The sequence below is a fragment of the Pseudomonas sp. AP3_22 TE3818 genome (assembly GCF_053628995.1).
Window position 1 is genome coordinate 4,891,612 of the sequence record NZ_JBRJHL010000001.1, and the last position, 26,850, is coordinate 4,918,461.

General features: G+C 60.4%; 24 protein-coding genes. All 24 read right to left on the reverse strand.

Features of this window, described 5'->3' with window-relative positions; all coding sequences use genetic code 11:
- Nucleotides 1-2: 2 nt before the first annotated feature.
- Entirely contained in the window at nucleotides 3-302 is a 300-nt protein-coding gene (locus AB7M25_RS22330; RefSeq protein ID WP_454238005.1) for an STAS domain-containing protein, read from the reverse strand.
- Between the two features lie 138 nt (nucleotides 303-440).
- Entirely contained in the window at nucleotides 441-890 is a 450-nt protein-coding gene (gene fliJ / locus AB7M25_RS22335; RefSeq protein ID WP_015096248.1) for a flagellar export protein FliJ, read from the reverse strand.
- Between the two features lie 6 nt (nucleotides 891-896).
- Nucleotides 897-2,255: a flagellar protein export ATPase FliI gene (fliI, locus tag AB7M25_RS22340; protein WP_429385789.1), complete on the reverse strand. Its 1,359-nt coding sequence runs from the start codon at nucleotides 2,253-2,255 to the stop codon at nucleotides 897-899.
- The gene (gene fliH / locus AB7M25_RS22345; protein ID WP_429516855.1) at nucleotides 2,245-3,042 is read right to left on the reverse strand and encodes a flagellar assembly protein FliH; all 798 of its coding nucleotides are present in this window, start codon (nucleotides 3,040-3,042) and stop codon (nucleotides 2,245-2,247) included. The genes fliI and fliH overlap by 11 nt, the downstream gene beginning before the upstream one ends.
- A 4-nt stretch (nucleotides 3,043-3,046) precedes the next feature.
- A complete protein-coding gene (gene fliG, locus AB7M25_RS22350) occupies nucleotides 3,047-4,066 on the reverse strand; it encodes a flagellar motor switch protein FliG (protein ID WP_085723353.1) in 1,020 nt (339 codons plus the stop codon).
- The gene (gene fliF, locus AB7M25_RS22355; RefSeq protein WP_429385787.1) at nucleotides 4,059-5,846 is read right to left on the reverse strand and encodes a flagellar basal-body MS-ring/collar protein FliF; all 1,788 of its coding nucleotides are present in this window, start codon (nucleotides 5,844-5,846) and stop codon (nucleotides 4,059-4,061) included. Before fliF ends, fliG begins: the two co-directional genes overlap by 8 nt.
- 16 nt (nucleotides 5,847-5,862) lie before the next feature.
- Nucleotides 5,863-6,189 carry a flagellar hook-basal body complex protein FliE gene (gene fliE / locus AB7M25_RS22360; RefSeq protein ID WP_007975335.1) on the reverse strand — a complete coding sequence of 109 codons (327 nt, stop codon included), beginning with the start codon at nucleotides 6,187-6,189 and terminating at the stop codon, nucleotides 5,863-5,865.
- Between the two features lie 246 nt (nucleotides 6,190-6,435).
- Nucleotides 6,436-7,821 carry a sigma-54-dependent response regulator transcription factor FleR gene (gene fleR / locus AB7M25_RS22365; RefSeq protein ID WP_429385785.1) on the reverse strand — a complete coding sequence of 462 codons (1,386 nt, stop codon included), beginning with the start codon at nucleotides 7,819-7,821 and terminating at the stop codon, nucleotides 6,436-6,438.
- A gap of 5 nt (nucleotides 7,822-7,826) precedes the next feature.
- The gene (locus AB7M25_RS22370; protein ID WP_454238377.1) at nucleotides 7,827-9,032 is read right to left on the reverse strand and encodes a sensor histidine kinase; all 1,206 of its coding nucleotides are present in this window, start codon (nucleotides 9,030-9,032) and stop codon (nucleotides 7,827-7,829) included.
- A 128-nt stretch (nucleotides 9,033-9,160) separates the two neighbouring features.
- Nucleotides 9,161-10,636 (reverse strand): sigma-54 dependent transcriptional regulator, encoded by a 1,476-nt coding sequence (locus tag AB7M25_RS22375; RefSeq protein WP_102699435.1) that lies wholly within the window; start codon nucleotides 10,634-10,636, stop codon nucleotides 9,161-9,163.
- 172 nt (nucleotides 10,637-10,808) lie between these two features.
- Nucleotides 10,809-11,105, reverse strand: a complete 297-nt coding sequence (gene fliT, locus AB7M25_RS22380; RefSeq protein ID WP_077045766.1) for a flagellar protein FliT — start codon at nucleotides 11,103-11,105, stop codon at nucleotides 10,809-10,811.
- A gap of 24 nt (nucleotides 11,106-11,129) precedes the next feature.
- Nucleotides 11,130-11,519 carry a flagellar export chaperone FliS gene (gene fliS / locus AB7M25_RS22385; RefSeq protein WP_258684864.1) on the reverse strand — a complete coding sequence of 130 codons (390 nt, stop codon included), beginning with the start codon at nucleotides 11,517-11,519 and terminating at the stop codon, nucleotides 11,130-11,132.
- Nucleotides 11,520-11,673: 154 nt separating this feature from the next.
- Nucleotides 11,674-13,059 carry a flagellar filament capping protein FliD gene (fliD, locus tag AB7M25_RS22390; RefSeq protein WP_429516901.1) on the reverse strand — a complete coding sequence of 462 codons (1,386 nt, stop codon included), beginning with the start codon at nucleotides 13,057-13,059 and terminating at the stop codon, nucleotides 11,674-11,676.
- An 81-nt stretch (nucleotides 13,060-13,140) separates the two neighbouring features.
- Entirely contained in the window at nucleotides 13,141-13,491 is a 351-nt protein-coding gene (locus AB7M25_RS22395) for a flagellar protein FlaG (protein ID WP_429385779.1), read from the reverse strand.
- 74 nt (nucleotides 13,492-13,565) lie between these two features.
- Complete coding sequence (locus tag AB7M25_RS22400; protein WP_116580341.1) at nucleotides 13,566-14,999, reverse strand: flagellin N-terminal helical domain-containing protein; 1,434 nt, start codon at nucleotides 14,997-14,999, stop codon at nucleotides 13,566-13,568.
- 251 nt (nucleotides 15,000-15,250) lie between these two features.
- Entirely contained in the window at nucleotides 15,251-16,180 is a 930-nt protein-coding gene (locus AB7M25_RS22405) for a ketoacyl-ACP synthase III (protein WP_104449921.1), read from the reverse strand.
- Nucleotides 16,181-16,491: 311 nt separating this feature from the next.
- Nucleotides 16,492-18,081 (reverse strand): flagellar hook-associated protein 3, encoded by a 1,590-nt coding sequence (locus tag AB7M25_RS22410; protein ID WP_454238006.1) that lies wholly within the window; start codon nucleotides 18,079-18,081, stop codon nucleotides 16,492-16,494.
- 13 nt (nucleotides 18,082-18,094) lie between these two features.
- A complete protein-coding gene (gene flgK / locus AB7M25_RS22415) occupies nucleotides 18,095-20,107 on the reverse strand; it encodes a flagellar hook-associated protein FlgK (RefSeq protein ID WP_454238007.1) in 2,013 nt (670 codons plus the stop codon).
- A 23-nt stretch (nucleotides 20,108-20,130) separates the two neighbouring features.
- Nucleotides 20,131-21,417: a flagellar assembly peptidoglycan hydrolase FlgJ gene (gene flgJ, locus AB7M25_RS22420; RefSeq protein ID WP_429516863.1), complete on the reverse strand. Its 1,287-nt coding sequence runs from the start codon at nucleotides 21,415-21,417 to the stop codon at nucleotides 20,131-20,133.
- An 11-nt stretch (nucleotides 21,418-21,428) separates the two neighbouring features.
- On the reverse strand, nucleotides 21,429-22,538 hold the full coding sequence (locus AB7M25_RS22425; protein ID WP_429516903.1) for a flagellar basal body P-ring protein FlgI: 1,110 nt from the start codon (nucleotides 22,536-22,538) through the stop codon (nucleotides 21,429-21,431).
- A gap of 18 nt (nucleotides 22,539-22,556) precedes the next feature.
- Nucleotides 22,557-23,252, reverse strand: coding sequence for a flagellar basal body L-ring protein FlgH (gene flgH / locus AB7M25_RS22430; protein WP_007975317.1), 696 nt, complete (start codon nucleotides 23,250-23,252; stop codon nucleotides 22,557-22,559).
- 52 nt (nucleotides 23,253-23,304) lie between these two features.
- Nucleotides 23,305-24,090 (reverse strand): flagellar basal-body rod protein FlgG, encoded by a 786-nt coding sequence (gene flgG / locus AB7M25_RS22435; protein ID WP_007975316.1) that lies wholly within the window; start codon nucleotides 24,088-24,090, stop codon nucleotides 23,305-23,307.
- Nucleotides 24,091-24,135: 45 nt separating this feature from the next.
- Nucleotides 24,136-24,876 carry a flagellar basal body rod protein FlgF gene (locus AB7M25_RS22440; protein ID WP_429385771.1) on the reverse strand — a complete coding sequence of 247 codons (741 nt, stop codon included), beginning with the start codon at nucleotides 24,874-24,876 and terminating at the stop codon, nucleotides 24,136-24,138.
- Between the two features lie 318 nt (nucleotides 24,877-25,194).
- The gene (locus AB7M25_RS22445; protein ID WP_454238008.1) at nucleotides 25,195-26,754 is read right to left on the reverse strand and encodes a sigma-54-dependent transcriptional regulator; all 1,560 of its coding nucleotides are present in this window, start codon (nucleotides 26,752-26,754) and stop codon (nucleotides 25,195-25,197) included.
- Between the last annotated feature and the right edge of the window lie 96 nt (nucleotides 26,755-26,850).

Below are 26,850 nucleotides of genomic sequence, written 5' to 3' on the forward strand. Positions count from 1 at the left end.
AATCAACTGATGTCGAACAGTTTGTCGAAGTTGGAGATGGCGAGGATTTTGCGCACGTCGGTACTGCTGTTGACCACGCGCACATCGGAGTCGTCTCCACCGGCATGATCGCGCAGCAAAAGCAGCATGCCCAAGGCCGAGCTGTCGAGGTAAGTGGCGTCTTTCAGGTCGACCACCACCGCCGATAGCTTCTTGTCTTCGTAGGACTGACGAAATTCCTGATGCTTGGCGAAATCGAAACGCCCCTTGACCGAGATCGTCAGCTTTTGCCCATCGGGGGAGACTTCTGTAACAACTGGCATGTCATGGCTTCCTTGTCATTTGTAAACCTGCTTGTACAAGGTTTAGCAGTTGGTAGAGGTTGGGGCAAGGCTGGAAATGGCGCAAGTCCTGTGGGAGCGTGGCTTGCCCGCGATGAACGATAACGCGGTCCACCCGATTCAATACTGATCCTGCCGTGGCAAGCGCTGGGACAGCTCATCCAGCAATTTCTGTTCGCGCCGGTCTTCGAGCGCCCGCGCCTCATCGGCATAGCGCTGAACCAGTTTGCGCAGACCTTCGACCCGGGCAAATGCCTGCTGCCAGGTTTCCCGGGCCTTGTTCAGGTTGTTTTGATGCCAGGCCAGGCTTTGCCGCTGCTGGTCGATGGCCGTGCCCAGTTGCGCCAGGAAGCCCTGATACCCCAGCAACCATTGGCCCGAGACGCCGCCGCTGCCGCGTACGATCCATTGTTCCTGATAGTCGAGGCGGAAGGCTTCGAGGTCGGCGAGCTTGCTTTGCGCCAGGCGAACCTGCCCTTGAAAGTGCCCCAGGCGCTGGACCGCGGTTTTCTCGGCCTTTTCGGCCATTTCCACCACCGGCGCCAGCCTGCCTGCCCGACTCTGGGCCATGACCGCTTAACCGCCCGCCGCGGGCGCGAAGATCGAGGCGAGATACGCTTCGCTTTCACCCAGGCTGATGCTGTCGTTGAGGCCCTGGCGCAGGTATTTGACCAGTTGCGGTTGCAGGGAAATCGCCAGGTCGGTCTCGCGATCGCCGCCGGCGACATAGGCGCCGACGCTGATCAGGTCGCGACTCTGTTGATAACGCGACCACAGCTGCTTGAAATATTGCGCACGTGCCATGTGCTCCGGCGACACCACCGCCGGCATGACCCGGCTGATGGACGCTTCGATATCGATGGCCGGGTAATGTCCTTCCTCGGCCAGGCGCCGGGACAACACGATGTGCCCGTCGAGTACACCCCGTGCCGAGTCGGCAATCGGGTCCTGCTGGTCATCGCCTTCGGACAGCACGGTGTAGAACGCGGTGATCGAACCGCCGCCCTTCTCCGCGTTACCGGCCCGCTCCACCAGTTTCGGCAGTTTGGCGAACACCGATGGCGGATAGCCCTTGGTCGCCGGTGGCTCGCCGATGGCCAGGGCGATTTCCCGCTGGGCCTGGGCAAAACGGGTCAGGGAATCCATCAGCAACAGGACATTCTTGCCCTTGTCGCGGAAATATTCGGCAATGCGCGTGCAGTACATGGCGGCGCGCAGTCGCATCAGCGGCGCATCGTCCGCCGGGGACGCCACGACCACGGAACGCTTGAGTCCTTCTTCACCGAGGATGTGCTCGATGAATTCCTTGACTTCACGACCCCGCTCACCGATCAGACCGACGACGATAATGTCGGCCTCGGTAAAGCGCGTCATCATCCCCAGCAACACCGATTTACCGACACCGGTGCCGGCAAACAGGCCGAGCCGCTGACCACGACCGACCGTCAACATGCCGTTGATGCAACGGATGCCCACGTCCAGCGGCTCGCTGATCGGCTCGCGCTTGAGCGGGTTGATGGTCGGGCCGTCCATTGGCACCCAGTCTTCGGCCTTCATCCCGCCCTTGCCGTCCAGTGCACGCCCGGCGCCGTCGAGCACCCTTCCGAGCATACTCATGCCCATGGGCAGGCGACCGGTATCCGCCAGGGGCACCACTCGGGCACCGGGTGCGATGCCGGCGACACTGCCGACCGGCATCAGAAAGACTTTGCTGCCAGAGAAACCCATGACCTCGGCTTCCACCTGCACCGGGTGATAGCTGTCGTCATTGATGACCATGCAGCGGCTGCCCATGGCGGCGCGCAGGCCTTCGGCTTCGAGGGTCAGGCCGACCATGCGCAGCAGGCGGCCTTCGAGGATCGGTGCGCCCTCCAGCCCCGTGGCCTCGGCGTAGCTGCCCAGGCGTTTGGCGAAACTGGTGCGTTCAAGGCGCATCGGGAACATCCGGAGCCGGAGCGACTGCAGGCTTGCCTTCGATCGGCAGTTCCAGGCTCAGGTCCGGCGCAGCCGGGTGCAAGGCTTGCTCGTGCAGCTGATCGAACAGCTTGTCCATCACCCGCGCGACGCGGGTTTCCACCGTGGCATCGATACGGCTGTGTTCTGTCTCGACCCGGCAACCGCCCGGCAACAACGACTCGTCTTCGACGATGCGCCAGGTTTCTTCATGGCGTTCGCGCAGGGCTTTGACTTGTTCGAAATCCTGCGGGTTGATGTACAGCCGCACATTGTCCACGCCCAGCGGCAAGAGCTTCAGTGCCTCGCGCATGACGTGTTCGATCTGCGTCGAGTCGATGGCCAGTTCGCGCTGGATCACCTGTCGGGTGATGTGCTGCACGAGGTCGACCAGGGATTTTTCGATTTGGGTGTCCTGTTCGGCGATGGGCTCGAACAGATGGGTCATCAATTGCTCCAGCGCCGCGATCTTGGCGGTCAGGGCCACTTCGGCTTCCTGGCGGACCTTGAGCGTGGTGCTGTGGAAACCTTCCTTCTCACCCACCGCGAAACCTTCGTTGTAGGCTTCCTGGCGAATGCTTTCGAGTTCTTCGAGGGTCAGTGGCTGGACTTCCTCCAGCGGCACCTCCTCCATTTCCGGCGGCTCGGGTTCCGGTTCAGGCTCCGGCTCGGGTTCCGGCGGGTCGAAACTGGGCAGCGCCCAGGTATCGAAGCCACTGACATCCCTGGCCCGGATCAGGTCAGTGGGGGCATCATCATTCTTGACCATGGTGTTAGATCATTTCCTCGCCGCCCTTGCCGCCGAGAACGATTTCTCCGGCTTCGGCCATACGGCGGGCGATGGTGAGGATTTCCTTCTGCGCGGTTTCGACGTCGCTGACGCGCACCGGGCCCTTGGCTTCCAGGTCGTCGCGCAACAGTTCGGCGGCACGCTTGGACATGTTCTTGAAGATCTTCTCCTTGACGCTTTCGTCCGACCCCTTGAGGGCCAGCACCAGCACATCGGAGGACACCTCGCGGAGCAGCGCCTGGATGCCGCGGTCATCGACATCGGCCAGGTTGTTGAACACGAACATGAGGTCTTCGATCTGACCGGACAGGTCTTCGTCAACTTCGCGGATCGAATCCATGAGCTGGCCTTCGATCGAGCTGTCGAGGAAGTTCATGATGTCCGCCGCGCGCTTGATGCCACCCAGGGTGGTGCGCGAGGCATTCGAGTTGCCGGAGAACTGCTTCTCGAGAATCTGGTTGAGTTCTTTCAGGGCCGCCGGTTGCACGGTGTTCAACGAGGACACGCGCAGGATGATGTCCAGTCGCACCTTGTGGTCGAAGTTGCCGAGCACTTCACCGGCCTGGTCCGGATCGAGGTAGGCCACCACGATCGCCTGGATCTGCGGGTGCTCATAACGGATCACGTCGGCGACGGCGCGCGGCTCCATCCACTTCAGGCTGTCGAGGCCGCTGGTGTTGCCACCGAGCAGGATGCGGTCGATCAGGCCGTTGGCCTTGTCTTCGCCCAGGGCCTGGGTGAGCATTTTGCGCACATAGTCGTCGGAGCCGACGCCCAGGCTGGTCTGGTCGCCGACGATATCGACGAACTCGCTCATCACCTGCTCGACCTGCTCGCGGTGCACATTACCCATCTGGGCCATGGCCACGCCCACGCGCTGAACCTCTTTGGGGCCCATGTGGCGCAGCACCTGGGCCGCGTCGGTGGAGCCCAGGGACAGCAACAGGATTGCGGCTTTGTCGACCTTGGACAGTTTGGCGGCAACGGCTCGGTTATCACTCATCTGCGTTAATCCACTCTTTCACGACCTGGGCCACACGACCCGGGTCTTCGGCCACCAGACTCTTGATTGCGTTCAACTGAGCGTCATAACCTTCGCTCGGGCTCGGCAGCAGAATGCTGGTCGGGCCACCAAGGCTGACACGGTCGTTGGCCAGCTCGCCATCCAGACCGCCCATGCCACCCAACTCGACGTCGCTGCCGATACCGGCCAGCTGCTTGCCTTTGCCACCACCGGTGATGTTGTTGAGCACCGGACGCAGGACACCGAACACCAACACCAGAATGAACAGCACACCCAGCACTTGCTTGACGATGTCCCAGAACCACGGCTGGGAGTAGAACGGAATATCGGCAATCACCTCGCCGCGCTCGGCGGAGAACGGCATGTTGATCACACTGACGCTGTCGCCACGGCTGGCGTCGAAACCGACGGCGTCCTGCACCAGACGGGTGAAGCGCGCCAATTCATCGGCGGTCCACGGCGCACGGCTGGTTTCGCCGTTGGCCGGGTTGATCTTGACCTGGTCATCGACCACCACCGACACCGACAGGCGATTCAACCGGCCCTGCTGCTGCTTGGTATGGCTGATGGAGCGGTCGAGTTCGAAGTTCCTGGTCGATTGTTGACGCTTGTCCGCAGGGTACGGAGCAAGCATCGGCTGGCCGGTGGCCGGGTCCATGATTTGCTGGCCGTTGGCGTCGATCAGAGGCTGCCCTGGCTGCACCATGCCGGCCGACGCAGTCGCGCCACCGGTGGTTTGCGGCGCGGAGGCCGGCGATGGCGGCTGGTTGCTCAAGGCACCCGGCACGCCTTGCGGACCGTTGCTGGCGGTGCGTTGTTCGTTGACCGACTGCTCGCTGCGCAACGCCGGTTGATCCGGATTGAACTGCTCGGAAGTCGACTCGACCGCACTGAAGTCCACATCGGCGGACACTTCGGCTTTGTAGCGATCGTTGCCCAGCACCGGCTGCAGGATGTTGTGCACGCGCTGGGTGAGCATGCTTTCCATGCGGCGGCTGTAGTCGAACTGCTTGCCGGCCATGGTCAGTTCGGAGTTCTCCGCCTGATCCGAGAGCAGGTTGCCCTTCTGGTCGACGACGGTGATCTGCGACTTGCTGAGTTCGGGAACGCTGGTCGCCACCAGGTTGATGATCGCCACGACCTGGCCTGGCTCGAGGGAGCGACCGGAATAGAGTTCGACCAACACCGAAGCGCTCGGCTTGCGCTCGTCGCGCACGAACACCGAACTCTTCGGGATCGCCAGGTGCACGCGGGCACCCTTGACGTTGTTCAGGCTGGAGATGGTGCGGGCCAGTTCGCCTTCGAGGCCGCGACGATAGCGGGTCGCCTCCATGAACTGGCTGGTGCCCAGCCCCTGTTCCTTGTCGAGGATTTCAAAACCGATGTTGCCGTCGCTGGGAGTGACACCAGCGCCCGCGAGCTTGAGCCGCGCACGGGACAGGTCATCGGCCTTGACCAGCAAGGCACCGGAATTGGGTTCGACGGTGTACGGAATATCGGCGGAGGCCAGGGTATCCATGACCTGCTTGGCGTCCATGCCGGCAAGGCTGCCGTACAGAGGCCGGTAGTCCGGCTGTTGGGACCACAACACCACGGCAAAACCAATCGCCACGCTCGCCGCCAGACCGACCAACAGGCCCACCTGACGCAACATGGTCATCTCGGAGAGGTTTTCCAGGAAGGACAACCCGAACAGCGGCGGTTTGCCGTCTATTGGAGTAGCCTTGACCGGAACATTATCGGCGACTGCTTCTGCCATGACTCAATCTCGTCCTTTAAACCGGCATCTGCATGATGTCTTGGTAGGCCTGAACCAGCTTGTTGCGCACCTGGGTCAACGCCTGGAATGACACACTGGCCTTCTGCGAGGAAATCATCACGTCTGTCAGGTCGACGCCGCTTTTGCCGATTTCGAAGGCGCTGGCCAACTGAGTGGAAGCCTGTTGGGTGTCGTTCACTTTATTGACGGCCTGGCCGAGCATGTCGGAAAAGCTGCTGCCCGACACTTCAGGAACGGCAGTCGCTTTCGGCGCAGACATGGCATCCATTTGCATGGCGCGCATATCCAGCATCAACCGATTGAATTCAATACCTTGGCTCATGGTCTCTCTCTTTGACGACCCGCAATTTTTTGACACTCACTCGGCGGGTTATGAGGTGTTAGCAACAAGGGTGCCAGCTCCATGGCCACGCCGAACAAAACGCCTTCATCAGCTCGCGATCTTCTGTAGGAGCGAGCTCGCTCGCGATGGACCCAAGAACGACGTGTTTATCCTGAAGCCCCGCGTTATCGTTAACGACCATCGCGAGCAGGCTCGCTCCTACAGGGCCGGGGCACGGGCTAGCGGTCAGGTGGCGAATAAATACGCTTCCACATCCATGCCGGCATCGCGCATCTGCGCCAGCTTGTAGCGCAGGGTTCGCGGGCTGATCCCCAGGCGCTCGGCCGCCTCTTTGCGCCGACCGCGCTCCGCGCGCAGGGTATCGATGATCATCTGGAACTCACGGCGACGCAGGTCATCACCCAGCGCACCGGCCGACTCGGACTCAACCTCCACAGGCCGCACCGGCGCCGCAACCGACACCGGCAACGGAGCGCAGGCCACCGGCCCGGCCAGGCAGAAGTCCTGCGGCTGGATCACACCGCCCTGCTGCAGAATCAGCGCGCGCTGAATCGCGTTGTCCAGTTCACGCACGTTACCTGGCCACGGATAACCGATCAGGCACGCCTGAGCCTCGGGCGACAGCCTGGCAGCCGAATGCTTCATCTTATTGACGTGCTTGGCCAACAGACGCTCGGCCAACGGCAGAATGTCAGCGGTGCGCTCGCGCAGCGGACGCCAGGCCAGCGGAAACACCGACAGGCGATAATAGAGGTCTTCGCGAAAGCGCCCCGCCGCCACTTCACCCGCCAGGTCGCGGTTGGTGGTTGCGACCACGCGAATATCCAGCGTGATCGGTTTACGCGCGCCAACCCTCTCGACCTCCCGCTCCTGCAGTACACGCAGCAATTTGGCCTGGAGCCCCAGGGGCATTTCGGAAATTTCGTCGAGCAAAAGAGTGCCGCCGTCGGCCTGCTCGAACTTGCCGGCTTGCGCGGCAATGGCGCCGGTAAAGGAACCCTTCTCGTGACCGAACAACGTCGCTTCAAGCATGTTGTCCGGGATCGCGGCGCAGTTGATCGCAATGAACGGCTGACTGGCCCGATGAGAATGCTGATGGATGTAACGCGCCAGCACCTCCTTGCCCGTGCCCGATTCACCCGAGATCAACACCGTGGAATCACTGCGCGCAACCCGCGCTGCCAGCTCGAGCAGCTGCGCGCTGGCCGGCTCGAACGCTACCGGCCCCTCACCCTCGGCCAGGCCAAGACTGCCCAGGGCATGGCGCGCCACCAGATCGAGCAACGCCTTGGGCTCGAATGGCTTGACCAGGTAGTCCGCCGCCCCCTGGCGCATCGCATCGACCGCACGCTCGACCGCACCGTGAGCCGTCATCAGCAATACCGGCAACTGTGGCTGCCGCGCTCGCAGCATGCCCAGCAATTGGTGGCCGTCCATGCCTGGCATGTTGACGTCACTGATCACCAGGCTGAAGGCCTCGCCGCCGACAACCGCCAGTGCCTCTTGCGCCGAACCCACCGCCTTGTAATCGTGCCCCGCGAGCAACAGCGTATCAGCCAGTGCCTCGCGCAACGCGCGGTCGTCCTCGACCAACAGAACCTTGATGCCCATCTCTGTCACTCCGCTGCCTGAGCGTTGCTGAACAGCGGCAGGATCACCTGCGCGCAAGTGCCGCGACCGAGCCGCGAACGCAGCTGCAATTCTCCCTGATGCGCACGGGCCACCGCCTTGACCACGGTCAGGCCAAGACCTGTTCCAGTGGGCTTGGTGGTAAAAAAGGGTTCGCCCAATCGCGCCAGAACCGTGGTATCGATACCCGAACCACTGTCACTGACACACAGGCGCAGGGTATTGCCGCGGGTGTAGAGGTGAATCTTCAGGCGCAACTGACCGGCACCGGCCTGAATGGCGTTCTCGATCAGGTTGAGGATCGCGCCGACCAGGGTGTCGCGATTGCACAGCAACTCCCCCGAATGACTGTCGCACTGCCAGCGGATCGGCAGATCCTGCACGTGGGTCAGTGCGGCCGCCTGCAGCGATTGCATCAATTGGCCTGGGGTTACGCGGTCGGTCAGCGGCAACTCGCCACGAGCAAACACCAGCATGTCGCGCACCTGGTGCTCGAGCTCGTGCAGGCGCTCCTTGAGACGTCCGGCAAAACGCTGCTGGGTAGCGACCGGCAACGCTTGCTCGGTCAAATGACTGGCGTACAGCAACGCGGCGGACAACGGCGTGCGTATCTGATGAGCCAAGGAAGCGACCATGCGCCCCAACGACGACAGACGCTCATGGCGAGCCAATTGATCCTGCAGATGGCGGGTTTCAGTCAGGTCATTGAGCAACACCAACTGGCCAGGCTCGGCGTCCAGCGAGCGCGTGGCGATCGACAGGCGCCGGCCATCCTTGAGGGAGACCTCATGGCCATCGTCTTCGCGAGGTGCAAAACAGCGGGCAATGACGTGGCGCCACAATTCACCTTCCAGCGGCAGGCCCAGCAACTCGCACGCCGCCGGATTGGCTTCGCGCACGATGCCCTGAGCGTCGATGACGATGACACCGCCGGGTAACAGATCAAGGAGATTTTGCAGGCGGTTGGCCAGGCGTTCTTTTTCCGCCAGTTCCTGCATGCGCTGGGCGCTGACCACCGCCAGTTCACCCTTGAGCTCGGTGACCCGGGCTTCAAGCATGCTGTAGGAATCGGTCAACTGACTGGACATCTGATTGAACAGCGCGAATGTCTGCTCAAGGCCCAGCCGGCTCGCCTGCTCTACGGACGACGGTTGCCGCAAAGCATCCGCAAAAGCATCTGAGGCAGGCGATATCTGGGCGGATGGGGGCATGGTGCTCTCTCGCTTGGCTGACCGTCAGTGAAACGGAACGTTGCGAGGGACAAAGCAATACCCATGCCTAAAAAAAACCTCTTATAAATGAATGGATTGAAAAACAGGCGTCAATCATCCGCCTGTTCGTCTCCATCACGACGGCTCATGCCGTACTTGCGCATCTTTTCCACCAGCGTGGTACGACGAATACGCAGGCGCTCGGCCGCGCGAGCCACGATGCCGTTGGCATCATCCAGCGCCTGCTGGATCAACCCTTGCTCCAGGCCACCGAGGTAGTCCTTCAGGTCCAGGCCCTCCGGCGGCAACATGGCGTTGGCCGTGAAGTCCTGGGTATGACCGTTGATGGCCACGCGCTCTTCCAGATCGGTGCGCAGGCTGTCGACCATTTGTTCGTCTTCATCGTCGACGTAGCGGAATTTCTTCGGCAGCTCGACCACACCAATCACGCCGTATGGATGCATGATCGCCATGCGCTCCACCAGGTTGGCCAGCTCACGGACGTTGCCCGGCCAGCCATGGCGGCACAGCGACATGATCGCCGCCGAGTTGAAACGGATCGAACCGCGCTTCTCGTGCTCCATGCGCGAGATCAGTTCGTTCATCAGCAGCGGAATGTCCTCGACGCGCTCTCGCAGCGGCGCCATCTCGATCGGGAACACATTCAGGCGGTAATACAGGTCTTCGCGGAAAGTGCCGATCTCGATCATGCTTTCGAGATTCTTGTGGGTCGCGGCAATGATGCGCACGTCGACGCTCTGGGTCTTGTTGCTGCCCACGCGCTCGAAGGTGCGCTCCTGCAATACGCGCAGCAGCTTGACCTGCATCGGCAGCGGCATGTCGCCGATTTCATCGAGGAACAGGGTGCCGCCATTGGCCAGCTCGAATCGACCGGCACGGCTGGTGATTGCCCCGGTGAAGGCGCCCTTCTCATGACCGAACAATTCGCTTTCCAGCAACTCGGCCGGAATCGCCCCGCAGTTGACCGGCACGAACGGCGCTTCGCGGCGCTTGGAATGGTAATGCAGGTTGCGCGCAACCACTTCCTTGCCGGTGCCGGACTCACCGAGGATCAGCACGCTGGCATCGGTATCGGCGACTTGCTGCATCATCTGGCGGACGTGCTGGATCGCCCGGCTGGTGCCGACAAGACTGCGGAAAAGATTGGGCTCGCGATGACGACCGCGCTCGCGGGCCTGGTCGTACATCTCGCGATAGACCTGGGCACGGTGCAGCGAATCGAGCAGCTTGCTGTAGCTGGGCGGCATTTCGAGGGTCGAAAGTACCCGGCGACGCTGGTCTTCCGGCAGGTCAATGGAAGAATTATCGCCCATTAACAAAACCGGAAGGAACTCATCCCAGGTCGAGAGTGTCTTAAGCAAGCCCAGAAGTGCACCAGGAGCGTTGACCGTCCCGATCAGGACACAGATTACTTCACGACTTGACGACAAAGAGCCGACAGCCTGCTGCCAGTCATGGCTACCGCAGGGTAAATTTTCTTCGCCGAGAAAATTTAAAATCACCGCCAGGTCGCGGCGGCGGACGCTATCGTCATCAATCAGCAGAATTTTGGTTTCACGCCACATGCAATAGCAACTTCCCTAGTCAACTCAATGCCCAAAATGCTGGGGCAAGCTAAACGCTTGCAGGCCTGATATGCCTGAAGACGACTGAATTCTGGAACCAGCCACTAGTTAAGTCAAAAAACCGCGCACAGTCAAATTTATGGCGCACTATGTTTGGATTAACTGGCGTCAATTAACCAAACAGATGGTAAACCTTTGATGCCTTTTGTGCTTGGTTGATCTGCGACATCTCGTCGACTATCGCCTGACGCTCGCCCATCGTCGCCGTCAGCAACTCTTTGTACACTGCCAACAACCCTTCCAGATTGCTCCGCACCGCGTCTTCATCGATCGGCGCTTCACTGAGCACCTCGTCGACGCATTCACGACAGGTCGAATCCAGTTCGCCGATCGCGTCCCAGTTACGCGCCGCCAGGGCGTCGATCAGGGCTTCGCGGGTTTCTTCTATGCGCCGCAGTGCTTGACTCATGACGTCATCCTCAGACCCTCGGGCCTATTGATTGGCAATTGCATCCCAACCGCTTTTCAGGGTTTCAAGCAAACCCGATACCTCGTCGATGATCGCCGCGTTGTTATCGCGATTGGCTTCCATCAGCCGGGTCATCATGTAGGCGTACAAATTGTCGAGCTGTTGCAGCGACGCCGGATCGTCGGTCTTTTCCGGGTTCAAGCCGTCACGCAGGCCGATGATGATGTCCACGGCCTTGCCCATCATCAACCCCTTGAGCGCGGTATCGCCCCGCTCCATGGCGCCCTTGGCCTGGGCCATGCGGTCCAGCCCGCCCTCCATCAGCATCTGCACCAGGCGATGGGGGCTGGCTTCAGAGATCTGGGCATGGGAATTGACCTTCTGATATTGGCGAAGGGCTCTCATGGGGTTCATGTTTCTACCTCGTGACAGACAACAGCTTGAAATTGGGAAGGCTCTGATCTTTATGTCGACTGGTCGACACAAAACTTTAATGCAGACCCGCTCCCGTGAAAAAACCCTGGCGCTGCCTTTGCAGGCGGCCCGGGTTTTTCATGCCTGATCCAAATCAGCTGTCTTTGGGATTGTTCAGCGCATTGAGCGTGGTCATGATGCTGTCGCTCTGGGCGCGCAGCCTGGCCACCAGGGAGTCCATCGCGGTGTACTTGGCGGTCAGACTGGTTTGCAGGCTGGCCATCCGTGCATCGAGGGAGTCCTGCTGCTTCTTCAGGTCATTCAGGCTATCGCTCAAGCTCGCCGAACGCGCGGCAAAGACCCCGGTGGTTTTCTGCGCGAAGGTGTCGGTAGCAGTCTTCATGCGCGCAAGCAAACCGGTATCGCCCGTAAAAATCCCGTTGATATCGGCGGCATTGGTCTTTGCCGCAGCACTGAACACTTTATCGTCGATCGACAGCAATCCGGTCTTCTGATCGGTCTCGACACCAAACTGGGCGAGGGATTTCATCTGACCGGTGCCACCCATGGCGTTCAATTCGGTACGTACCGACGATAGCAACGAACGCAGCGACGCGTCGCCCGTGAGCGCACCTGTCGTCAACGAACCATCGGCATTGGTCGTGACCTGTGTTTCGGTGTTGGCAGCCTTGATCAGCGCGTTATAGGTGTCGACAAACCCCTTGACCGAGGACTTCAGCGTCGTAGTGTCGGCCGACACGGTGATAGTGGTTGGTGTTGCCGCACCGCCGCCAGACGGGACCGGAGAAACCCCGGTCAATTTCAGCGTGATACCGCTCACGGCGTCGGCAACGGTGTTGCTCTTCGATTCCATCGCCACGCCGTCAAGCGTGTATTTGGCATTCTGCGGCGTGGCGAGGATCGAGGTGCCGGTTTCCAGACCGGAGTTGCCCGACAGGGTCAGGTCCGAACCGACCCCGGTTTTGTTGGACGTCAGCACCATTCGAGAACCATTGGCATCGGTCAGGATGTTGGCGCTCAAGCCCTGGTTCGCGTACTGGGAGTTGATCGAGTCGCGCACCTGCTGCAACGTCGCGCCCGCAGGAATGCTGACGTCGAAGGTGTCAGTGCCCTGCTTGATGCTCAGTGTGGACGGCACCGCCCCGGCATTGACCACCGCGGAAGCGCCATCGGCGTAAACCTTGGTGGAAATTTTCGATGCGGTTGCCAACTGGGTGACCAGCAGCGAGAAATTGCCCGCCGCCGCACCGTTTCCGGTGGTCACCGTGGCCACTTTTTCATCGGAGGACGTGCCGCTCAACCCGCTGAAGCTGGCGGTGGTTTTCATGTTATCCAACGCCCCACGGAAGGCATCCAGCGCCGCCTGGATTTTGCCGATCGACGACAGCGAGGTGGTTGCTTTCAGCGTCTGATTGTTGATTTGCGTCTGTTTTGGCGCTCTTTCGGAGTCCACCAAAGACTTAACAATCGCCTGGGTATCGATGTTCGAACCAATACCGCTGACCGTTGTACCCGCCATCATCTCTCTCCTTATCCAGTGGCTGCCGTTTTCTTGACCGGAATCGTCTTAAACAGCGACAGCAACAAAATTCATGCCAGTTCAGACTTTGCCGTCAAACAACAAACTACTGGCGTCCGACAGGCTCTGGGCCAGTTTTAGTGCAGCTTCCGACGGGATCTGACGAATCACCAGACCCGTTTCGGTGGCGATGACCTTGACCACGACCCGGCCAGTGGAGTCATCAATGGAAAAATCCAGATTGCGCTGGGCAGCCTGGACAAACTCCTGAATATCGGTAACCGCTTTTTCCAGCTCGTCACGCTTTGGCTCGGGGTTCGAGGCCTTCAGCGTTTCAGTCTTGGGCTGCTCCGGTTTTCCAGTGACATTCGGCGTTACGCCCTGATGGGCAACCGCGGGATAGGACTGGTTCAATTTGACGCTCATGTCCATGCCTGATCTCCTCATCATGAAAAAAACAAAAGGGCGCGTAAACGCGCCCTTCCGTCAGTTACCAAGCGCTGGAATCAACCCAGCAGCTTCAGTACAGCCGATGGCAGCTGGTTAGCTTGCGACAGGATCGCAGTGGAAGCTTGTTGCAGGGTTTGTTGCTTGGTCAGTTGAGCAGTTTCTGCTGCGAAGTCAACGTCCTGGATCACGCCACGAGCAGAAGTGGAGTTGTCCGAGATGCTGCGCAGGTTGGCTACGGTGCTGTCGAAACGGTTTTGTACCGCACCGAGGTCAGCACGCTGGGAGTCGATAGCCGAGATCGCCTGGCTGATCACGTCGATAGCGTTCTGAGCGTTGGCTGCAGTGGTAACGTCAGTGGCCGCAACAGTGGTTTTAACCGAGCTGGCAGCAGTACCGGCGTTGAACAGGTTGGTCACGCCCGCGCCGCTCATCGAGTAGCTGTTGGCGGAGTTCAGGGAAACAGCGCCAGTGATCTGCAGAGGACCAGCAAGGGCGGCAACTGGAGCACCATAGACACCGGAACCGTCTTTGGCTGCAACCGAGATACCGGCGATTGCGTCTGCGTCACCGTTGTCCAGAGTGATGTTCTCACCGGTATCGGATTTAACCGACAGGGTACCCGCCTTGGCATCGTAGTTAACGCTGATGCCCAGTTTGGCGGCGTTGGATTTCAGTTGGTCAGCCAGTTCACCGGTGTTGGTCACACCCACCATGCTCACCGCGGCACCCGTGCCTACTTTGATGGTGAAGTTGGCGCTGGTAGTGATCGCAGCACTGTTGACAGTGAATTGAGCTTCAGTGCTGGCAGTCGCGGTCACGCCACCCACAGCGGCTTTGTTGATCTGCGAAGCGGTAGTCTTGGCCGAATCGCCCGCTGTAATGGTGAAGTTTGCGGTCTGGCCACCACCAACGAGAGTCACAGCACCACCAGCTACACCGGTTGCGCTCGGCGCGATCGCCAGGCTTTTCAGCTGCTGGGAGCCGATGTTGTTGGCCGATACGTCGCCCAGAGTCATGTTGATGGTCTGGTTGGCGTTGGCGCCTACCTGGAACTGGGTAGTACCGAAGGAGCCGTCCAGCAGGTTACGACCACCGAAGGTGGTGGTGGTAGCAATACGAGTCAGTTCAGCGGTCAGTGCAGAGTATTCGGCGTTGTTCGACTTACGGTCGTCATCGCTTGGCGAGCCGTTCGCGGAAGCCAGAGCCAGGGTACGCATTTTCTGCAGGATGTTGGTGGATTCCTGCATCGCGCCTTCAGCTGTTTGCGCGATGGAGATACCGTCACCGGCGTTCTTGATAGCCGCGCCCAGGCCGTTGATCTGGCTGGTCAGACGGTTGGAAATTTGCAGGCCGGCAGCGTCGTCTTTAGCGCTGTTGATACGCAGGCCGGAGGACAGGCGCTGCATGGAGGTTTGCAGATTACCGGAAGCTTTGTTCAGGTTGTTCTGAACGGTCAAGGAAGCAAGGTTGGTGTTTACGGTTAAAGCCATGACGAAATCCTCGTTGGATGGATACTGCGGCTTCCGGCCCTGGCAACCGCCTGGTGTGGCCTAGAGAACCTACGTAATAGTTATCGTCGTGAAGAGGCTTTGCTTGAGCGGTTTTTTCGAATTTTTTAGTGGCAGCTTGCCAGCCCTTTATTTTCAAGGCTTTAGAGCCAGAAAGTCGGCGTCAGAAAAAACGCAAAACGCCCGGAAGTTTAAATTTCCGGGCGTTGTTTTTGTAGCGTCGAATCCGTCAATCAACCGCGATAGAGAATGGCCGAACCCCACGAGAGGCCCACGCCAAAGCCGCTGATGGCAACTCGGGTCCACTTGGAGTCGAAGACGTGGTTCTGCAACAACAGCGGAATGCTCGAGGAGACCGTGTTACCGGTTTCGAGCATGTCCTTGACGAACTTCTCCGGTTCACCTTCTTCGAAGCGGCGCGCCACGGCATCGACAATGGCCGCACTGCCCTGGTGAATGCAGAAGGCATCGATGTCGCTCGCCTGCAAGTTGGACTCATCCAACAACTCATGCAAATGCGCAGGAACTTTCAACAAAGCAAAGTTGAACACCTGGCGACCATTCATGAAGAACACACCGTCGCTGACCTTAAGGTGCGGCGCGCCGGAACCGTCGGTACCGAACTTCGACTTGCCCAGTTGCCAGACAGCGTTTTCGCCCATCCAGGTGGCGGTAGCGGCATCACCGAACAGCATCGTGGTGTTGCGATCTTCCGGGTCGACGATCTTCGAATAAGGATCGGCAGTGATCAGCAGGCCATTTTTCAGCCCTGCCGCTTCCATGAAGCCTTTGATCGCATAGATGCCGTAGACGTAACCGGAACAGCCCAGGGAAATATCGAAAGCAGCGACATGGGTCGGCAAGCCCAGCTTGTCCTGAACGATCGCAGCGGTGTGCGGCAATCCTTCTTCATCACCGTTCTGGGTGACGACGATCAAGCAGTCGATGGATTCACGCTTGAGTTCTGGACTGGCGGCGAACAGCGCATTGGCTGCTTCGACACACAGATCGGACGTTTCCTGATCGGCATCCATGCGCGGCAAAAACGCAGAACCGATTTTGCCAAGGATGAAGGTTTCGTCCTTGTCGAACTTTGCACCCTGGGCGTAATTATCAATCCCGGCTGCCGGCACGTAACTCGCTATATTTTTTATGCCAATCATTATGGCTTCCCAATAATAAACAGCTGAACATCGCCGCTCGCTGAATCGAGGGCGTCTACAGTCAGGGCCTGGACCCCAGAGGAGGCAACATCGGGGCTCAAGAACAACACCTTGAACAGCCCGCCACCTTCACCGCCCGCAGACAGGATACAGTGAAGATGCGCGTTTTGACTGACGGGTCACTCAGACATCGCTGCTTTATTTGATTTTGTGGTCCGGATCCCGCCCTGTCCGGCCTCGCCCTACCCCAAAAAAAGCAAAAAAAGCCAGCCCCCTGTGACAAGGGCTGGCCGCGAGCGGTCAAGACCGACTCAAAGCTTGTTGAACAGGCTCAACTGGGAAACCCTGGCGAAGGCCAGTTGCGCGGCCTGCAGCATGGTTTGCTGCAAGGTCAGACGTGTCAGTACTTCCGCCGGGTCGGCGTTCTTGATCGAGTTGCCCGTCGATTCGTTGATCAGGCCGGCGCTGGAGTTCTGGTCGGTCTGCATGTCCATCACGTTACCCCGGGCACCGATCGCGCCACGCGCCAGGTCGACCTGGTTCTTGCCGTTGTTCAGGTTGGCAATGGACGAGGCTACCGTGTTCTCCATAAAACGCTGGGCGGTCGGGTTGCCTTGGGTCGGTGCGTCGAGCGCCGAACGCAGCTGACTGATGGTGTCGAGTACGTTCTGGGTCTGGTGCGTATTGACCGCGATATCGAACTGATCACCCGGATTGAGCACGCCGGGAGGAGTGCCGCCACTCAGGGTAAAGTCGACACCGGCCGCTGTCGCCACGCCGGCCACCACGGTCCCGGAGGTTACCGGCGTGCTGCCGCTGGTCAATGGACGAGCGTATAGATCGAAGGTCCCGGGACCGGTGAACTTCAGGACCGCCCCGCCTTCAGGGAAAAAGCTGTTGTAATCAGCGGCGTTGCTCACCGCTGCATTGCTCACCACAACCGTCGATACGTTGCTCGGGGCACGGTTGCTGACGAAGCTGTCCGGTTTGGCCGACAACTCGAAACTGTGCGTGGCAATGAAGCCATCGATGTTGGTGGCGTTATCGCCAGCCTGGGGGGTGATGTCCAGTTTGAACGTCACGCCGCGGAAGTTGATGTCGGAGCCGCCCTTGGCATTCGGGTCGAACACCCCGCCGCCAGTCGCCTCGGCGGTCCTGTCGGCGCCGGTGGCATCGGTGATCACGAACTGGGTGCTGCTGGTGAACTGCAACTTGTAAGGCTCGCCGCCGCGGAAGTTCGCATCGAAGGCCGGACCGGAGTTCACCAGGCCTGGCGACAGCCTGACACGTCCGTCATCGACGGGCGGCGTGAGCATGGTGGTCGAGCTACGAGCGGCGTTGATCGCCTGCTGGAAAACGTCCCAGCCGGTATCGTTAAGGCCCAGCGACATCGAGTCACCGATCTTCAGCTCCAGCTGAGTCTGGTCACCCTGATAGCTGTAGGTGCCGTCACTGTTGCGCACAAACGGCTGGGTATTGTTGCTGGCGCCAGAGAAGATGTACTTGCCGTTGGCGTCCTTGCTGTTCATCAAGCTCAGCAATTGCTCTTCGGACTGCTTGAGTTCTGCGGCAATGGATTTGCGGTCATCGTCGTTCAACGAACCGCCACCGGCACGTACCGCCAACTCGCTGACTTTCTGCAGCACGTTGTTGATGCTGTCCAGCACGCTCTCTTCTTGCGCTTGAGCCGTGTTCAACGAATTGATGTTGGTGGTGTACTGACCCAACATGGCTTTTTGCTGCTCAAGTTGCAGAAGGCGGGCCGCGCCGACCGGATCATCCGCTGCGGTCTCAAGCTTGACGCCGCTGCTGGCCTGCTCGGCGGTCTTCATCACGTTATTGAGGTTGCGAGAGTAGTTGGCAGCCGTCGTGGCGTAATACTGTGCTGTAGAAATGCGCATGTTCTACGGCTCCTTAGAGGGCATTGATCAGAGTGCTGAAAATTTCCTGCGCAGTCTTGATGATCTGCGAAGACGCCGTGTAGTACTGCTGATACTTGGTCAGGTTACCGGCCTCTTCATCGAGATCGACCCCCGACAGCGAGTCACGGGCGTTTCGCGCCCCGGTCAGGATGGTGTCAGTGGCTGTGCCGTCCAGTTGAGCCTGCTTGGCCTGAGAGCCGACGCTCGACACCAGGCCACCATAAGCCTCGGTAAAACTCACACCCGGGCTCGTGGCAGTGGCCCCCACCGTTGCCTTGGTTTGCAGACCGAGCAAGGCCGAAGCATTGCGGTTGTCGGTGCTGCCGGCCGCGGTCATGGAAATGTTGAAACTGTCACCCGAAGCCGGGCTGCCGCTGACGGTCATCCCTACGCTGAAGGTTTTGGCATTGCCACCGGCATCGGTGTAAGGCACGGCAATGTTCAGGTCGTTGTTCTGGCCTGGCACGATGTTGCCGGTACCGATGCTGTTGCCCTTGGCGTCGAACACTTCATAGGCCGTGGCGCTGGTCATGAGCATGCGAACCGGCATCGATGCCTTGACCGCCGTCTGCACTTCCAGACGCTGGACCGGATCGTAGATATCCAGGGCCGTGTTCAGTGTCGGCTGACTGACAGCACCGGTGCCGTCATTGCCCGAGGCCTTGGAAGAGGTTAGCGGAGCGGCCGTGGCCAGGGTTTTGGCGTCGGTCATGACCGTGCTCATATCCGCGGCGGAGCTGCGCGTCGGGGTAATCTTGAAGCTGTCGCCAGCGGTGACCGAACCTGCGTTCAAGCTCAGGCTGAAGCCATCGATGACCGGTTCGGCAGCAGGAGGTGTAGCGAACGCGAAGTTGCCCATGTCGGTGTTATCCGACAAGCGACGCACGTTGTAGCCCGTGGCCGTGACGGTCACCTGATAGTCACTGGCCTGCAGCTTGCTGGTGTCCTTGATGGTGACGTTCAGGTTGCCGGAGGCCGGGTTGTTGTTCGCATTGGCGATGCTGCGCTGACTGATGGCCGCCGCGCTGTTGATGTTGTTGAACAGTGCGGCGCCGAAGTTGCCGTTCTGGTCCAGGCCCTGCCCCAACTGCTTGTTGACCTGATCCGCCACAACCATGGCGATGCGACCCAGGCTATTGACCGCCGGCGTCAGCACTTCAGAGCGATAGCGCAACAGTCCACCCATCTGGCCGCCGCTCATCACACCTGTGATGTCGATCGACGAACTGCCACGATCCATGATGATCGAGGAACGGGTCGGGTCGGTCGGGTCTGCCGCCATGCGCAATTTATTGACCGTGTCTCCGACAACCAACGGCTGGCCGCTACCCAGGTAGATATCCAGTCGGCCTTCGGTTTCGGTGACCTGAGTGCCGACCAGCTCGTTGAGCTGGCGAATGGTTTCGTTGCGCTGGTCCAGCAGTTCGTTGGGCGTGCCACTCGAACTGCTGACTTCACTGATTCTCTTGTTGTACGCCGCGACAGTCGACGCCAGCTTGTTGACCTGTTCGGCCATCGAGCCCAACTGATCGTTGATGTAGGTGTTCTGCTGCGTCAACTGCTGGGACATGGCATTGAAGCGGCTGCTCAAACCCTGGGCATTGGTCAACAGCGCCTGGCGTGCAGCGTTGTCGTTGGAGTTCGCGGACAGCGTCTGCAACGACGAGAAGAAGGACTGCAGTGTTTTGGTGATGCCGGTACCACTGTCGGACAGCAGTTTGTCCACCTGAGTGGCCTGCCCCAGATAAGCCTGCGCATCACCGTTGAGCGAGGTAGTGGTCTGCAACTGCGCATCGAGGTAGCTGTTGTACACCCGACGCACATCGGCCAGCGTCGTGCCGGTGCCGATGAACACATTGCCGTACTGAATAGAGCCTTTGGTGCCCTGTACAGTTTGTTGGCGCGAGTACCCGACGGTATCGACGTTGGAAATGTTGTTACCGGTAGTCACCAACGAAGCGTGGCTAGCAGAGAGCCCCGACATCCCGATATTGAGCAAACTCATGGTTCAGACCTTATTCCTTGTGCCTATAAAGGCGTAGTGGAAACGCCCGCCGCAGCGTAGTTCTGGTAACTCGTCATCTGCTTGGCTATCTGCGAAATCTTGCTCGCGTAGTCCGGGTCGGTTGCGTAACCGGCCTTCTGCAACTCGCGTACAAACTGTTCCGGGTTATCGGCCGACTTCACGACATCTTGATAGCGATTATTGGTCTGCAGCAAAGTTACAAGGTCATGGAAACTGTCCTTGTAGGAGTCGTAGGAACGGAACTCGGCCGTCTCCTTGACCATCTGCCCGTTCCGGAATTCGCTGGTGATCGCCCGCGCCGAATTTCCCTGCCAACTGTTGCCGGCCTTGATGCCGAACAGGTTGTGGCTGCTGCTGCCGTCCTGCTGGCGCATGACCGATTTGCCCCAACCGGTTTCCAGGGCCGCCTGGGCCACCAGGTAACGCGGATCGATACCAATCCGCGCCGCTGCCTCCTTGGCCATCGGCAACATGGTGTTGACGAACTGGTCGGCGGAACTGAAGGCTTTCTTCGGGGGCGCCAGTGGAATCTGCGCCATGGCGCGACCGTAGATCTGCATGCCGCCCGAGGAGGATTGCTGCGCAGTCGCCAGCCAGTCGCCGTTGTACAGCGGTCCCGTGCCGGTGCTTGTCGCGCGCTCAGGCAACGGTGTCTTGTTGATCGTCGTGGCAGCGGGCGTCGCCGAAGGTACCAGCCCGGCCAACAGACGATCAGCCAGCTTCGGCGGCAATGCCAGGCGTCGCTGATTGATCAGCGCCATGTCATTGCGATGACCACCCTCAGCCGCCTCTTGCGGCGCATGGACGGAGCGCGAAGCCCACAACGGACGCTGCCCATTGACCCGCGACAGCGGTCCGTTGATTGCCACCGTGCCAGCCGCCACCGGCGTTTGCACGGCTGCCTTCGCGGCCTCTTGCTTCGCCAGCGACGCTGCGGCGGCTTCACCCGGCGCCAGCGGTTTGTTCTTCGACATCTGGCGCATCAGCACGTCAGCCAGGCCGATACCACCGCCCTCGCGGGACATGGAAACGGCCAGTTGCTGGTCGTACATTTCCTGATATTGCTTGGCTGCCGGGGTGTTCATCGGATTGTCCTGGCCCAGCGCTTCAGTGGCCGAACGCATGGACTTGAGCATTTCCCCGAGGAACAGTGATTCAAACTCCTGCGCCACCTTGCGCAGGTTGCCGTCGCTGTTCTTGTCGCCGACCTTGAGCTGATTCAGACGATTGAGGTCCGAGTAGGAACCCGAATCGCTGCTGCTGACCAGACCGCTCTTGCGCATATCCACGATGGCCGTCCTCAGATCACGATCAGGTCGGCTTGCAGGGCGCCGGCCTGCTTCAGCGCTTCGAGGATAGCCATCAGGTCACCCGGTGCCGCGCCGACCTGGTTCACCGCCCGCACGATCTCGTCGAGGGTGGTGCCAGGGCCGAACTTGAACATCGGCTTGGCTTCCTGCTGGGCATTGACCTTCGAACGCGGCACCACCGCCGTCGTGCCATTGGACAGAGGGCCGGGCTGGCTGACGATCGGGTCTTCGGTGATGGTCACGGTCAGGCTGCCGTGGGTCACCGCGGCCGGAGAAACCTTGACGTTCTGGCCGATCACGATAGTGCCGGTACGGGAGTTGATGATGACTTTCGCCACCGCCTGTCCCGGATCGATCTCGAGGTTTTCCAGGATCGACAGGTAGTCGACCCGCTGGCTTGGATCGAGCGGCGCGGTGACGCGAACCGATCCGCCGTCGATGGCCTGGGCCACGCCAGGGCCGAGCATGTTGTTGATCTTGTCGACGATGCGCTTGGCCGTGGTGAAGTCGGAACGGTTGAGGTTCAGCGTCAGGCTGTTGCCCTGGTTGAAACCGCTCGGCACCGCGCGCTCCACCGATGCACCACCGGGGATGCGGCCGGCTGACGGAACGTTGACGGTGATCTTCGAGCCGTCGCGCCCTTCCGCATCGAAACCGCCGACCACCAGGTTGCCCTGGGCCACCGCATAAACGTTGCCGTCGATCCCCTTGAGTGGCGTCAGCAGCAAGGTGCCTCCGCGCAAGCTCTTGGAGTTGCCGATGGAGGAAACAGTAATGTCGACCTGCTGACCCGGCTTGGCAAACGCCGGCAGATCGGCGCTGATCGACACGGCCGCCACGTTCTTCAACTGCACGTTGCCCGAACCCGGCGGCACCTTGATGCCAAACTGCGAGAGCATGTTGTTGAAGGTCTGCAGGGTGAAGGGGGTCTGCGTCGTCTGGTCGCCGGTGCCGTTAAGCCCGACCACCAGGCCGTAGCCGATCAACTGGTTGGAACGCACGCCGGAAATGCTGGCGATGTCCTTCAGGCGCTCTGCTTGAACGTTGAACGCTGCGGACATCATGAACGCAGCCATCATGAGACTTCTGAAATTCAACATGCTCAACTGGAAAGCCACCTAGAAAGGGAACAGCGGGCTGAGGAAGAAACGGTCGAACCAGCCTGGCTGACTCGCATCGGCAAACGAGCCGGTACCCGAGTAGGTGATGCGCGCATCGGCGACACGGGTCGACGACACGGTGTTGTCGGTCGAGATGTCATCGGCGCGAACCAGGCCGGCGATCCGCACCAGTTCATCGCCGGTATTGAGCGTCATCCACTTCTCGCCGCGCACCGCGATGATGCCGTTGGGCAACACATCGGCAACGGTCACGGTGATCGAACCGGTCAGGGTGTTGCCCTGCGCCGCCTTGCTGTCACCCTTGGTCGCGCGGTCACCTTCGTAGCTGGCACTCAGGCTCAGGTCGCCATCGCCGAACGGGTTGTTGGTGGTGGCGCTGCTGCCGAACAGCGAACTCAGGCCGATGTTGGCCTTGCTGTTCTTGCCGATTTGCGAGTTGGCGTTTTTGCTGGCCTGGGTCCTTTCGTTCAGGGTGATGGTGATGATGTCACCGACCCGGAACGCCTTGCGGTCGCTGTAGAGGTTCTGTTCGAAACCGGCCTGATAGATCGAGCCGTTGTTCGCGGCCGCCGGCAACGGCGTGCGCGGCAACACCGGAGCGTAGTAAGGGTCATTAGGCTTGGGCGTCGAAGGGACGCAGCCTGCGAGCGCGGTGATCCCACTCAGTGCCAGAACAGATACATAGCGATTCATGACCCTACCTCACGGTGTTGCAGGCAGCCTCATGGCCGCCCCATAGACTTGATTACAGATTCTGCGTTACGAACGAGAGCATCTGGTCGGCGGTGGAGATCACCTTGGAGTTCATCTCGTAGGCGCGCTGGGTGGTGATCATGTTGACCATTTCCTCAACGGTGCTGACGTTGGACGTTTCCAGGGTGTTCTGCAGCGTGGTGCCGAAACCGTTCAGGCCCGGTGTGCCGACTTGCGGCGCGCCACTGGCGGCGGTTTCCAGGAACAGGTTGTTGCCCACTGCCTGCAGGCCGGCCGGGTTGATGAAGTCGGCGGTCTGCAGGTTGCCGATCACCTGGGCAGCCGGGTTGCCGGCAACGGTGATGGACACGGTGCCGTCGCGGCCGACGGTGAAGGTCTGCGCGTCGTTCGGAATGACAATCGCCGGCTCCAGGGCAAAGCCGCTGGCGTTGACGATCTGGCCGTTGGAGTCCAGGTGGAAGGTACCGTCACGGGTGTAGGACGTGGTGCCGTCCGGTTGCAGGATCTGGAAGAAACCGCGACCGTCGATGGCCATGTCCAGTGGCTGCTCGGTGGTTTGCAGGCTGCCGGCGGTGAAGTTCTTCTGGGTGCCGACGATGCGCACACCGGTACCCAGTTGCAGACCCGACGGCAGTTCGCTGTCCTGGGTCGACTGGGCGCCTGGCTGACGCTTGATCTGGTAGAGCAGGTCCTGGAACTCGGCGCGATCACGCTTGAAACCCGTGGTCGACACGTTCGCCAGGTTGTTGGAAATGGTGGTCAGGTTGGTGTCCTGGGCGGACAGACCTGTTTTGGCAACCCATAGAGCCGGAAGCATTCGATTCTCCTCGTGCGCCTGTTTTACGGCGCGACGTTCTGGTAATTAGCTGATCTGCAAGACCCGAGCCATGGCCTGGTCATCGTCTTTGGCGGTGTTCATCATCTTGATGTGCAGCTCGAACTGCTTGGACAGGGCCAGTACCGAGGTCATCTCTTCCACGGCATTGACGTTGCTCGACTCGAGGAACCCGGACACCAGCTTGACGTTGGCATCGGCCTGCGCCGGCGTGCCGTCCTTGGTGTGGATCGAACCATCCAGGCCCTTGGTCATGTTCTTCAGGTCCGGATTGACCAGCTTGATGCGGTCCACTTCAGCCATCACCCGCGGACCTTCGCCCATCGCGCGGATGCTGATGGTGCCGTCCTCGCCGACTTCGATTTGCTGCTCTGGCGGCACGGCAATCGGCCCGCCATTGCCCATGACCGGCATGCCGTTGCCGGCACGCAGCACGCCCAGGGCGTCAACGTTCAGGCTGCCGGTGCGCACGTAGCTTTCACCGCCATCGGGATTCTGTACGGCAATCCAGCCGCCGCCTTGCACGGCAACGTCGAGGTCGCGCCCGGTTTCCACCAGTGAGCCCGGGGAGAAATCCGTGGCCGGGCGTTCGGACATGGCAAACGCACGCGCCGGAAAGCTGTCACCGAACACCGGCATCGAACGGGCCTGCTCCAAGTCTTTCTGGAAGCCATTGGTGGAGATGTTCGCGAGGTTGTTGGCATGCGCCTTTTGCGCCAGTGCATTCTGGCTGGCGCCGGTCATTGCCACATAAAGGTACTTGTCCACACTCTTTCCTCTGCCTGCCGGACGTTTGCCGCCCACTGCTGTGTTGCTGAGCCATAAGCAATTTGCAGACCAACTTGTTTTTGGCGGCGCGAGGCCCGGCAAACAGGGGACTTGAGGAGATCAGAGGGGATTGGTGATTTGTGTCAAAGACGAAAAACCGGCGGTGTCATGCCGGTGGGTGGCAAGTGCCGGCCTCTTGAGTGACTGATCTGTCGCCTTCGCGGGCAAGCCCGCTCCCACAGTGATCTGTGGCGTTCACAAAACCTGTGGGAGCGGGCTTGCCCGCGAAGAGGCCGGCACAAACACAGCGAGCTTAAGTCAGGTCTCGGTCTTGCCCACCTCATAATCGCGCAACTTGTTGGCAATGGTCGTATGCGAAACCCCCAACCGTTTGCCCAGTTGCCGACTGCTTGGATGCTCGGAATACAGCCGTTCCAGCACAGCTTTTTCGAAACGCCCGACAATCTCGTCCAACCCACCCTCCAGCGAAAAATCGCCAAGGGGCTGACGCACGCCATAATCCGGCAGGCGAATATGCTCGGCCTTGACCGTGCCGCCATCGCACAGGGAAACCGCCTGGAACAGCACGTTCTCCAGTTGCCGCACGTTGCCCGGCCAGTGATAGTGGCTGAGCCGCTCCATGGCCGCCGGGGCGAGTTTGGGCAATGGGCATCCAATCTGCCGGCTGGCCTGATCGAGGAAGTGCTCCACCAGCGGCGTCAAACCGTCGAGGCATTCGCGCAGCGGCGGGATGTGCAGCGACAACACATTCAAGCGGTGATAGAGGTCCTGGCGGAACTCGCCGCGCGCGCACAATTCGGACAGGTCGACCTGGGTCGCGCAGATCACTCGCACATCGAGGTAGACCTCCTCGTCACTGCCGACACGACGGAAGCAGCCATCCTGCAAAAAGCGCAGCAGTTTCACCTGCAAGCGCGGGCTCATTTCCCCGACGCCATCGAGAAACAGCGTACCGCCCGCCGTCAGCTCCAGCAGCCCGAGCTTGCCTTCGGCCCGTGCCCCTTCAAAGGCACCGGGGCCATAACCGAACAATTCAGTCTCGGCCATGGACTCCGGCAGCCCCGCGCAATTGAGCGCCATCAACGGCGACTGCCCTCGCGGACTGGCCAAGTGGCAGGCCCGCGCCAGCAATTCCTTGCCGGTGCCGGTTTCGCCTTCTATCAATAGCGGCGCATCCAGCGGCGCCATGCGCCGCGCTTCGCGCACCACTGCGGCCATCACCCTCGAGCTCTGGAAGATGCTGTCGAAGCCACGCAATTCCTGCTTGCGCACGTTGTAGATGCGTTCACCCACCCGGTCGGCGCGATGCAGCGTCAGCACAGCACCGGCCATGGCCTCGCTGTCGTCGTGCTCCGACTGCAAGGGCGCGATGTCGGCCAGGAACACGTCACCCTTGACCTTGACCCGCAGCCCGTTGATTCGCGATTTGTTGGCGCGCACCAGCTCCGGCAAATCGAAATCTTCGGCGTAGCGCGACAGGGGAATACCCGGCACCTCGTCGACCCGCACCCCCAGCAACTGCGCCGCTGCCCGGTTGGCCGCGACGATGGAACCGCCCATGTCGATCGACAGCACCGGAAACTCCAGCGCACCGAGCAGGGCATTGAGTTCCATGTGCCGACGCTCGCTGGGCATCAGCCCTACACGCTTGACGCCGAAGACCCCGGCAATCGCTTCGAATTTCGGACGCAAGGCCTGGAACTGAATGTTGATCAGGTTCGGGCAATGCAGGTAGATGGCATTGCCATGCTCCCCCCCCACTTCACCGCGGGCCACGTTGATCCCGTACTCCACCAGCAGGTTGAGAATGTCGCGCAGTATGCCGATGCGGTTCTGGCAGTGGACTTTGATACGCATATAAAAGGCCTGAAAAAGCAGTGATTGAGGTTGTGACGCCTGGCGCGCAACCTGTGGGAGCGGGCTTGCTCGCGAAAGCGTCCGCACAGCCAACAT

Coding starts and splice junctions, on each gene's coding strand:
- AB7M25_RS22330 (WP_454238005.1), bottom strand. CDS start 302: ATGCCAGTTGTTACAGAAGTCTCCCCCGATGGGCAAAAGCTGACGATC.
- fliJ (WP_015096248.1), bottom strand. CDS start 890: ATGGCCCAGAGTCGGGCAGGCAGGCTGGCGCCGGTGGTGGAAATGGCC.
- fliI (WP_429385789.1), bottom strand. CDS start 2,255: ATGCGCCTTGAACGCACCAGTTTCGCCAAACGCCTGGGCAGCTACGCC.
- fliH (WP_429516855.1), bottom strand. CDS start 3,042: ATGGTCAAGAATGATGATGCCCCCACTGACCTGATCCGGGCCAGGGAT.
- fliG (WP_085723353.1), bottom strand. CDS start 4,066: ATGAGTGATAACCGAGCCGTTGCCGCCAAACTGTCCAAGGTCGACAAA.
- fliF (WP_429385787.1), bottom strand. CDS start 5,846: ATGGCAGAAGCAGTCGCCGATAATGTTCCGGTCAAGGCTACTCCAATA.
- fliE (WP_007975335.1), bottom strand. CDS start 6,189: ATGAGCCAAGGTATTGAATTCAATCGGTTGATGCTGGATATGCGCGCC.
- fleR (WP_429385785.1), bottom strand. CDS start 7,821: ATGGGCATCAAGGTTCTGTTGGTCGAGGACGACCGCGCGTTGCGCGAG.
- AB7M25_RS22375 (WP_102699435.1), bottom strand. CDS start 10,636: ATGTGGCGTGAAACCAAAATTCTGCTGATTGATGACGATAGCGTCCGC.
- fliT (WP_077045766.1), bottom strand. CDS start 11,105: ATGAGTCAAGCACTGCGGCGCATAGAAGAAACCCGCGAAGCCCTGATC.
- fliS (WP_258684864.1), bottom strand. CDS start 11,519: ATGAACCCCATGAGAGCCCTTCGCCAATATCAGAAGGTCAATTCCCAT.
- fliD (WP_429516901.1), bottom strand. CDS start 13,059: ATGGCGGGTACAACGGTCAGCGGTATTGGTTCGAACATCGATACCCAG.
- AB7M25_RS22395 (WP_429385779.1), bottom strand. CDS start 13,491: ATGGACATGAGCGTCAAATTGAACCAGTCCTATCCCGCGGTTGCCCAT.
- AB7M25_RS22400 (WP_116580341.1), bottom strand. CDS start 14,999: ATGGCTTTAACCGTAAACACCAACCTTGCTTCCTTGACCGTTCAGAAC.
- AB7M25_RS22405 (WP_104449921.1), bottom strand. CDS start 16,180: ATGATTGGCATAAAAAATATAGCGAGTTACGTGCCGGCAGCCGGGATT.
- AB7M25_RS22410 (WP_454238006.1), bottom strand. CDS start 18,081: ATGCGCATTTCTACAGCACAGTATTACGCCACGACGGCTGCCAACTAC.
- flgK (WP_454238007.1), bottom strand. CDS start 20,107: ATGAGTTTGCTCAATATCGGGATGTCGGGGCTCTCTGCTAGCCACGCT.
- AB7M25_RS22425 (WP_429516903.1), bottom strand. CDS start 22,538: ATGTTGAATTTCAGAAGTCTCATGATGGCTGCGTTCATGATGTCCGCA.
- flgH (WP_007975317.1), bottom strand. CDS start 23,252: ATGAATCGCTATGTATCTGTTCTGGCACTGAGTGGGATCACCGCGCTC.
- flgG (WP_007975316.1), bottom strand. CDS start 24,090: ATGCTTCCGGCTCTATGGGTTGCCAAAACAGGTCTGTCCGCCCAGGAC.
- AB7M25_RS22445 (WP_454238008.1), bottom strand. CDS start 26,754: ATGCGTATCAAAGTCCACTGCCAGAACCGCATCGGCATACTGCGCGAC.